We start from the raw sequence: 7,416 nt of genomic DNA on the forward strand, positions 1-7,416 counted from the left end.
CGAGAGTAGATCCCTCGGCCCTGCGACCACTCGGGCGAACGGACGGTTCCGTGTGGCCGGGCCTCGGGATGACAGATTTCTGGGGTGCGCGAGTCGGGACAGGCGTGTCGCCCGCCCCGTTCACCCGTTCACCCGTTCACCCGTTCACCCTTCACCCCTTCAGTCCTCCTCCTCCGCCTCCGGAACGTCGGCGAAGGCGATGCCGAACGGGCAGATGCCGACGGTGACGGTGCGGTCCACGGTGGCGTCGCCGGTCAGGCGGTGCATGACGCCGGGGGTCTGGCAGGTGCCGGGGTTCACGGTGTGCAGCCGGCCCGAGGGGCCAAAGCCCAGCCCCGCCACGATCCCCGACCCGCCGGGCGTGAGCGGCGCCGTCAGCGGCACGCGGAAGGTGCGGGTCTGCGGGTTCCACACCACGATGCCGGTGCCGTAGATGCCCACGTACAGCTCGCCGCCGGGCGACGCGGCGATGGACGACGGGAACTCGCCGAAGCCGGTGTGGTGCGACTCCTCGGCCAGCGTCTGCAGGTTGATCACCGACAGCGAGCCGTTGTTGGCCCCGAACGCGCCGGAGTTCAGCACGTACAGCCGGTTGCCCACGAACGCCGCCGCGGACGGGTTGACGCCGCTGAGCTGCACCGTGCGCACCACCCCCAGCTGCGCATCCAGCACCGTCACCGAGCCCGGGCCGGCGGGGGCAAAGTTGACCAGGTTGCCGTTGAGCACGTACACCCGCGCGCCGTCGGCCACGATGGCCTGCGGATAGGTGCCCACCTGCACCTCGGCCCCCGCCGTGCCGCGCAGCACGTTGACCGGCGTCACCGTGTTGCGCCCCGAGTTGGCCACCACGGCGATGGAGTCGTTCACGAAGTCCGAGCCGGTGGCGCCGGACTGCGCCGGCAGGGCCACGCGCGTCTGCAGCGTCCCGGTGCGCAGGTTCACCACCGCGGCGAACGGGTAGGTGCCCAGCGGCACCACCGCGTACGCGCCGCGGGCCGACACGCCCACGGGCGTTCCCTGCGCGCCCAGCCCCACCGCGCGTGCCTGCGTGCCCGTGCCGCCGTCCACCGGCACCAGCGACAGCGAGTTCTCGACGCTGTTCACCGTAAGCACCAGCCGCTCGGCGATGCGGGGCGTGTTGGGCCCGTCGCCGTCGCACGCCGCGGCCAGCAGCGGAAGGGCGGCCAGCGCGGCAAGCCGGCGGAAGAAGCGGTTCTGCATCTCTATCTTTCCTGATGGGATGAGTAGCCCGTGCGCGCCACGCGCACGTCCAGCCGAACCCGGCGTCCGGGCTCGGGATAACCAGCGATCAGCGAATCTCTTTCATCCAGCGCGCGGTCCACGTCCACCGCGGCCGTCATCGTCCATCCCCCCACGCGCCAGTCGCGGCCGGCGCGCAGGGCCGTGCTCCAGAAGCCGGGAAGCGCGTTCACCCGCGCCGCGGCGGGATGGCGCACGCCGGTGTAGCGGGCGAACGCGTCCACCCGCCATCCCCCGCCCCGCCACTCCACCCCGGCGGACCCCGTGTGCCGCGGGCGGTACGGAAGCTGGATCCCCCGCACCCCCGGCTCGTCGTACGTCACCCGCGCCAGCGAGTACGCGCCCGTCAGCCGCACCCCGGCGCGCGGCAGCAGCACCTCCGCCCGCGTGTCGATCCCCCGGCGCAGCGCGTCGACGTTGCGCGGGCTCCAGCGAAAGGCAAAGTCGGGAAGCCACAGGATCATCCCCCGCACGTCGCCCGCGAACGCCGCCGCGTGCGCGCTCACCTCCGCCCCGCCCACCACGGTGGACGCGGACGCGCCCAGCTCCCACTCGTTGGGCACGCGCTCGGGACGCAGGTCCGGGTTGGGCTGCACGCCCACGCCCGCGCGAAAGAACTGGTCGCCCAGCGAGGGCGGGCTGTAGCTGCTGCGGTTGGCCAGGTGGATGCGGACGATGCCGAGCGCCGCCCCCGCCGTCAGCGAGCGGCTCAGGTAGACGTCCTCCGTCACCCCGTCCCGGTCGATGCGCCCCTCCGCCGCCAGCGTGATCCCCCGCCCGAAGCCCGCGGACGCGTGCGCGAACGCGCCCACGTCCGTCCGCGCCCGCGGCGCGGAGGCGGAGAGCGCGCCCGCGTCCACCCGTTGCGTGGAGGCTTCCAGGCCACCGCCCCAGCCGCGGAACAGGGAATAGGGAATAGGGAATAGGGAATAGCGGGCAGGTGAGTCACCGGCTCCACTCGCCGGCACCCGCTCCATCTCCACGCGGAGGGAGGCGGTGCGCACGCGCGTGGTGTCGTCGTACTCGGTGCCGATGGGCGGGTCCGGGTCCGAGAACCGCACCCGCTGCGACGCGCCGGAGAGCAGCGCCGAGACGCCGCCCCGCTCCGTCGAGCGCCGCCAGGAAAGCGAGCCGCGCCCGCGCTCCATCTCCTGCCGCGCCAGCTCCGACGGCGTGTGGTCCTGGCCAGGCAGGCCCCGCCGCAGCGCGTCCCATCCGCCCCGGGCGCGCAGCTCGCCCCCCGCCGCGCGCCCGGCCAGCGCCGCGAACGCGCTCCACTCCGCCAGGTCCGCGTTGCGCCGGTGGACGATGGTGGGATCATCCACGGAGCGCGGGTGGTCGAACCCGCCCTCGATCCGCCGCGCCTCGCCGCCCGCCTGCATCACCCAATCCGCCACGGGCGCGCCCCACTCCGCGCGGCCGGCGCGCTCTTCCAGCGTCCCCGCGGAGAGCTCGGCCATGCGGCGCACCTCCGCCGCGCGGGTCTCGATGAGCACCACGCCGGCCGCGGCGCGCGGGCCGTAGCGCGCGGAACGGCCGCCGGGAAGCACGGTCACGCGGTCGATGGACTGCGCGGAGACGCCGCTCAGGTCCGCCTCGCCCGTCACGGGATCGTTCAGCGGCACGCCGTCCACCAGCACCAGCACCGCGTCCGCCGTGCTGCCGCGGATGCTCACCGTCTGCGCACCCGTCGCGCTGGTCGAACGGACGAGGACGCCGGGGACGCGCTCCAGCACCTCCGCCGCCGTGCGCGCGCCGCCGGCCTCGATCTGCTCCCGCGACACGCGCGTCCCGCCCGCCGGCTCCGCCTCGGCCGTGACCCGCACCGCCTGCAGCGCCACGGCGGCCGGCGCGAGCTGCACGTCGATCCACGCCTCTTCGCCGTTGCGCACCTCCGCCTCCGCCAGCCGCGCCGCGTATCCGGCCCGGCTGACGCGGATGCGGTAGCTGCCCGGCTCCACGCCGCGAAAGCGGAAGCGCCCCGCGCCGTCCGTCCACGCGCGCACCCCCAGCGCCGGCACCTCCACCGCGGCGGCCTCCACCGGCGCCGCGGTCCCCGCCTCCACCACCCGCCCCGCGATCTCCCCCGGCCGCTGCGCCGCGGCGGGAAGGGCGCACAGCAGGAAAAGGAGGATCGCCCCGCCCACGGTGAGAAGGCGGGTCAGGAGCCGGGACGCTACGGACGGCTCCAGTGCACGCCCCCTCCGCTCGCCCAGGCTCGCACCTCCCCCAATAACGACTGGGGGAGGTTGTTGTGAGGCAGGGAGCGGCGAGCTCCGGACGGGGTGGAGCGGAATGATGGGCCGCCCCCCTCCCCGGCCCTCCCCCGCAACCTGCGCGGGGGAGGGTGACGCGCCCGACGACCTTTCCAGAACGCGATCGAATTCTCCTCTCCCCCCTGCTGTTCGGGGGGGAGAGGCCGGGAGAGGGGGGGCGCCGTCGGACGCAGTTCGATGCACGTCGCCGCGCGCGGACATGCGCTCGATCCCCTCCGGAGCGCGATCGGATTCTCCCCTTTCGGTGAGGAACGAGCGGGGAGGGGCCGGGGGAGGGGCACCCCGCGGACGCAGTTCGATGACTTTTGTAGCACTTCGATCTCCGCCCGTCGCTTCAACCTCCCCCAGGGTTTTTTGGGGGAGGTGCGAGCCTGAGCGAGCGGAGGGGGCGCCGCGCGGAACCAACCGATGCGCGTCGCCACCTGAATCGCGGAAGCCACCCTCCTCACGCCGCATCGGCCCGCCCTTCCGGGTGCGCCATCCGCACGCACTGGTCGCCGGCCAGCGGCACCACCTGCGGCGCGCCCGCGTCCGGCCCGGGTCCGGGGTGCGGCACGATCTCCACCGGCCACCCGTACACGCGCTCCACCGTCTCGCGCGTCAGCACCTGCGCCGGCGTGCCCTCCGCCGCCACGCGGCCGTGGTCCAGCAGCACCAGCCGGTCCGCGTAGCGCGCGGCCAGGTTCAGGTTGTGGGTCACCAGCAGCACCGTCTTTCCCGCGTGTCCCAAATCGCGCAGCAGCTCGAAGATCGCCATCTCGTGCGCCACGTCAAGCGCCGCCGTGGGCTCGTCCAGCGCCAGCGTGGGAGCCTGCTGCGCCAGCGCGCGCGCCACCCGCGCCCGCTGCCGCTCGCCGCCCGAAAGCGTGGGCACCGGGCGCGCGGCCAGGTCCCACACGTCGCAGCGGCGCATGGCCTCCTCCACCGCGCGCCGGTCGGCATCCCCCTCGCGCCGCCACGCGCCCAGGTGCGGGTAGCGGCCCATGGCCACCAGCTCGCGCACGGAAACGGGGAACACCGTCTCCTCCCCCTGCGGCACCACGCCCACCGCCCGGGCCAGCGCATCCCGCCCCCAGTCGCCCACCCGCTTTTCGCCGAACGCCACCGTCCCCGCGGAGGGGGGAAGGATGCCCAGCAGCAGCCGCAGCAGCGTGGACTTCCCCGAGCCGTTGGGCCCCAGCACCGCCGTCGTGGCGCCGGCGGGGACCTCAAGCGACAGGTCCAGCACGGCGGGACGGGCGGATTCCGGATACCGGTACGTAAGCCCGGTGCAGCGCCATCCGCTCACGCGCCCCTCCTGCGCAGGATCCACAGAAAGAACGGCACGCCCACGAACGCCGTCACCACCCCGATCGGCAGCTCCACCGGCGCGGCCACCGTGCGGGCGATCACGTCCGCCAGCACCAGGAAGGTGGCGCCCAGGAGGACGGAGGCGGGGATCAAAAAGCGGTGGTCCGGCCCCCACAGCATCCGCACCACGTGGGGGATCACCAGTCCCACGAAGCCGATCACCCCGCTCACCGCCACGGACGCCGCCGTCAGCAGCGACGCCGTGCCGTACGCCGCCAGCTTGGCGCGCTCCGTCCGCACCCCCAGGTACGCCGCCGTCTCTTCCCCCACGGAGAGCAGGTTCAGCGGCCGGGCCAGCCCCATCAGCACCAGCAGCGCGGGGCCGCCGGCCAGCGAGAGCAGGCCGATCTCACGCCAGGTGGCGCCGCTGAAGCTGCCCATCATCCAGAACAGCGCGGCGCGAAAGCTCTCCGCGCTGCTGAAGGTAAGGACCAGCAGGATGCAGGCGTTGAAGAACGCCCCCGCCACCACGCCGGCGAGAAGAAGAACGCGCGTGTCCAGCGTTCGCCCCGCCGAGGCCGCCAGGCGCAGGACGAGGACGATGGAGAGCGCCGCGCCGACGAACGCCGCCAGCGCCACCGACCCGCTGGCCGCGCTGGCGCCCAGCACGATGACGCCCACCGCGCCCACCGCCGCGCCGCCCGACACGCCCAGGATGTACGGCTCCGCGAGCGGATTGCGGAGCAGCGCCTGGAAGGTGGCGCCGCCCGCCGCCAGCGCCCCGCCCACCAGCGCCGCCAGCAGCGACCGCGGCACCCGCAGCCGCCGGACGATGGCCACCGTCGCCGGATCGCCCGTGCCGCGCAGGGCATCCACCACCTCGCCGGTCCCCAGGCGCACGGCGCCCAGGCGCACGCTCAGCAGCAGCGCGCCCGCCAGCACGGCGGCCAGCAGCAGCAGGCGCGCGACGGGCTTCACCGCCCCGCCAGGTCCGGATGCAGCGCGTCGCGAAAGCGCCGCGCCGTGTCGCCGATTCCCGGGCCCATGCGGTTCACCGCGTCCGCGGGAAGCGCGTGCACCGTCCCCGCACGAAAGGCGTTCAGCTCGCGCCATCCGGGACGCGTCCGCAGCTCCGCGACCCGCGCCGCGCCGTCCGCGCCCACGGGAAGCAGGATCACCTCGGGCTGGCGGCGGACCAGCTCTTCCATCGACACGTACTGCGGCTGCCCCGTGGCGTCGGGGAACGCCGTGCGCCCGCCGGCGATCTCCATCAGCTGCACCGTGAACGTCCCCGGCCCGGCGGTCATCAGCGGCTCGTCGCCGATCACGTAGAAGGCGGTGCGCGGCGGACGCCCGGCCACGGACGCGCGGACGGCCGCCAGCTGCGCGCGCACGGCGGCGGTGACGGAATCGGCGGATGCGTCGCGCCCCGTCACGCGGCCCAGCACGCCCAGAGTGCGGTAGATGTCGGTCGTATCCGTGGTGCGCACGGCCAGGAAGGGGATGCCCATCTCCCGCAGCCGGTCCCGCACCGGGTTGGCGCCCGCGGAGTGCCAGCCGATCACCAGGTCCGGCCGCAGCGCCACCAGCCGCTCCAGCGAGGGGTCCAGCGCGCCGCCCACGGACGCGACGGAGTCCACCCCCAGCCCCACGTCGTAGTCCGACCGCCCCACCAGCTGCGGCAGCGCGCCGATGGCCACCAGCGTCTCGGTGGCGTTGGGCGCCAGCGAGACGATGCGGCGGGCGGGCGCGGCCAGGCGCAGCGTGTCGCCCGCGTCGTCCACCACGGCGATGGCGGGGGATGTGGATGCTTCCGGCGCGCGGCCGCCGCACGCGGACAGCGCCAGCAGGGCGGCCACGGCGGCCGCCCGCGTCGCACGAAGGCGCCGCGGCGTGCGGGGGGAAAACGACAAAAAGCCCGTCCTTCCGGCTGCACGCGGAAGGGACGGGCACGAATGGCGCGGGCGGTGCACGCATGCGCGTGCCCTGGCCGGCGATACTCGCTGACCCCGCTCCCCTCCCGCGAGGGGTTTGCTGATTGCGGGAGCAGAGAGGGCCGCGTCTCCTGGCTCGAGGCGGTCGCCGCTCGCCTTCCCGGGCTGGTGCCCAGTGGCTTGGTTTGAGCGGGACGGGGCCGGCGAAACGTGCCGGGCCTCTTACAGTGGCGGGGCCGCGCCGGATTTACACCGGCTTCCGTGAGGCCCTCTCGCTTCTATGTGGACGGCAAGCTAGCGGCGGGTGCGCGGGATGTAAAGTGTCACCCCGCGACCGCCGCCGTGCGCCTCAGTGTTTCCCTTTCCGGGTTCCTGACGGAAGCGCCTGACTTCCCGAGAGTGTGTTCAAGAATCCGACGCTGCGCATCCAGGCAGATACACCAGCGCTGTCATTCCGAGGCCCGGCCACGCCGTAGCCTGCTTTCACACCAGAGGTTGCAGGGCCGAGGAATCTACTGTCGGATTTGCTGGAGGGCAGACGCGGTAGCCGTGCCTGCTTCGCGGCTACGACACGGGCGGACAGGGCCAGTGCCGGAGCGATGCGGCGGGGCACCAGCAGCAGACAGTAGATTTCTCAGTCGGCGCGCCGGATTTCG

General features: G+C 74.2%; 5 protein-coding genes and 1 riboswitch. All 5 genes read right to left on the reverse strand.

What is annotated here, in order from left to right; all coding sequences use genetic code 11:
- Positions 1–159: 159 nt before the first annotated feature.
- The 5 genes from VGC13_RS19390 to VGC13_RS19410 all read right to left on the reverse strand — a co-directional run bounded on the left by VGC13_RS19390 (position 160) and on the right by VGC13_RS19410 (position 6,739).
- A complete protein-coding gene (locus VGC13_RS19390) occupies positions 160–1,221 on the reverse strand; it encodes a hypothetical protein (RefSeq protein ID WP_331126935.1) in 1,062 nt (353 codons plus the stop codon).
- A 2-nt stretch (positions 1,222–1,223) separates the two neighbouring features.
- Positions 1,224–3,407: a TonB-dependent receptor gene (locus tag VGC13_RS19395; RefSeq protein ID WP_331126936.1), complete on the reverse strand. Its 2,184-nt coding sequence runs from the start codon at positions 3,405–3,407 to the stop codon at positions 1,224–1,226.
- A 574-nt stretch (positions 3,408–3,981) separates the two neighbouring features.
- Complete coding sequence (locus VGC13_RS19400; RefSeq protein WP_331126937.1) at positions 3,982–4,824, reverse strand: ABC transporter ATP-binding protein; 843 nt, start codon at positions 4,822–4,824, stop codon at positions 3,982–3,984.
- Positions 4,821–5,804 carry an iron ABC transporter permease gene (locus VGC13_RS19405; RefSeq protein ID WP_331126938.1) on the reverse strand — a complete coding sequence of 328 codons (984 nt, stop codon included), beginning with the start codon at positions 5,802–5,804 and terminating at the stop codon, positions 4,821–4,823. The genes VGC13_RS19400 and VGC13_RS19405 overlap by 4 nt, the downstream gene beginning before the upstream one ends.
- A complete protein-coding gene (locus tag VGC13_RS19410) occupies positions 5,801–6,739 on the reverse strand; it encodes a helical backbone metal receptor (RefSeq protein ID WP_331126939.1) in 939 nt (312 codons plus the stop codon). Before VGC13_RS19410 ends, VGC13_RS19405 begins: the two co-directional genes overlap by 4 nt.
- Before the next feature lie 124 nt (positions 6,740–6,863).
- A riboswitch (cobalamin riboswitch) is annotated at positions 6,864–7,047 on the reverse strand.
- Positions 7,048–7,416: the final 369 nt, after the last annotated feature.

Origin of the sequence: Longimicrobium sp., from assembly GCF_036399255.1 — a bacterium.
Taxonomy (GTDB): Bacteria; Gemmatimonadota; Gemmatimonadetes; order Longimicrobiales; family Longimicrobiaceae; genus Longimicrobium.

Excerpts from the sequence above, each read along its gene's own strand:
- VGC13_RS19390 (WP_331126935.1), bottom strand. The coding sequence starts at position 1,221 with ATGCAGAACCGCTTCTTCCGCCGGCTTGCCGCGCTGGCCGCCCTTCCG.